Here is a 595-nt window from a genome sequence, read left to right as displayed (position 1 = left end):
ATGCAAATGGAGAGCCCAGTATGCTCTGGAAGGATTTTGTAAACGGCGCAGAAGGGATTACCGGTTGGGTAGATGCCAACACTCCTTGTCTTCCTGCAGAGATGTTCCCACAGGTTAATATTCCATTGTCTCCTGGTGATTTAGCAGAGCCGTGTAACCAGATCATAAATACCCTGAGTGAAACTTATGCCTGGGATGGTTATAACCGGTACCTGGCCACCCTTAAAGATGAATTTATTGCAGCTTATAGTGAAGCAGCCATGGAGAATGCCGGGGAGGTATTTACCATGCAATATCCGGACAAAGAATATCAATACACCCTCTACTATTATGACCAGGCAGGAAACCTAATTCAAACCGTTCCCCCTCAGGGAGTACATCGCTTAGGAGATGGCCTGGATGTCCAGCAAAAAGATGCTTTAAATACCGCTATAGATCTTGATATTGCTCAAAATACCCAGACCACAATGCTGCCTGTGCATGATATGAAAACCCAGTATCGTTACAACTCTTTAAATCAATTGGTGTGGCAGAGTACTCCTGATGGCGGGGAAACATATTTTGCCTACGATAAGCTGGGTAGGATTATTGCCTC

1 protein-coding gene is annotated in these 595 nt (G+C 44.9%); it reads left to right on the top strand.

Annotation, left to right across the window (positions count from 1 at the left end; translation table 11 throughout):
• Positions 1-20: 20 nt before the first annotated feature.
• The coding region (locus Q7C20_RS26860; protein ID WP_375071205.1) for a hypothetical protein at positions 21-595 on the top strand (575 nt) is incomplete at its 3' end.

It is taken from the genome of Pseudomonas sp. AMR01 (assembly GCF_041946035.1).
Lineage (GTDB): Bacteria > Pseudomonadota > Gammaproteobacteria > Pseudomonadales > Pseudomonadaceae > Aquipseudomonas > Aquipseudomonas antarctica_B.
Note: the sequence above shows the minus strand (reverse complement) of the source record. Positions and strands in the feature narration are given on the sequence as shown.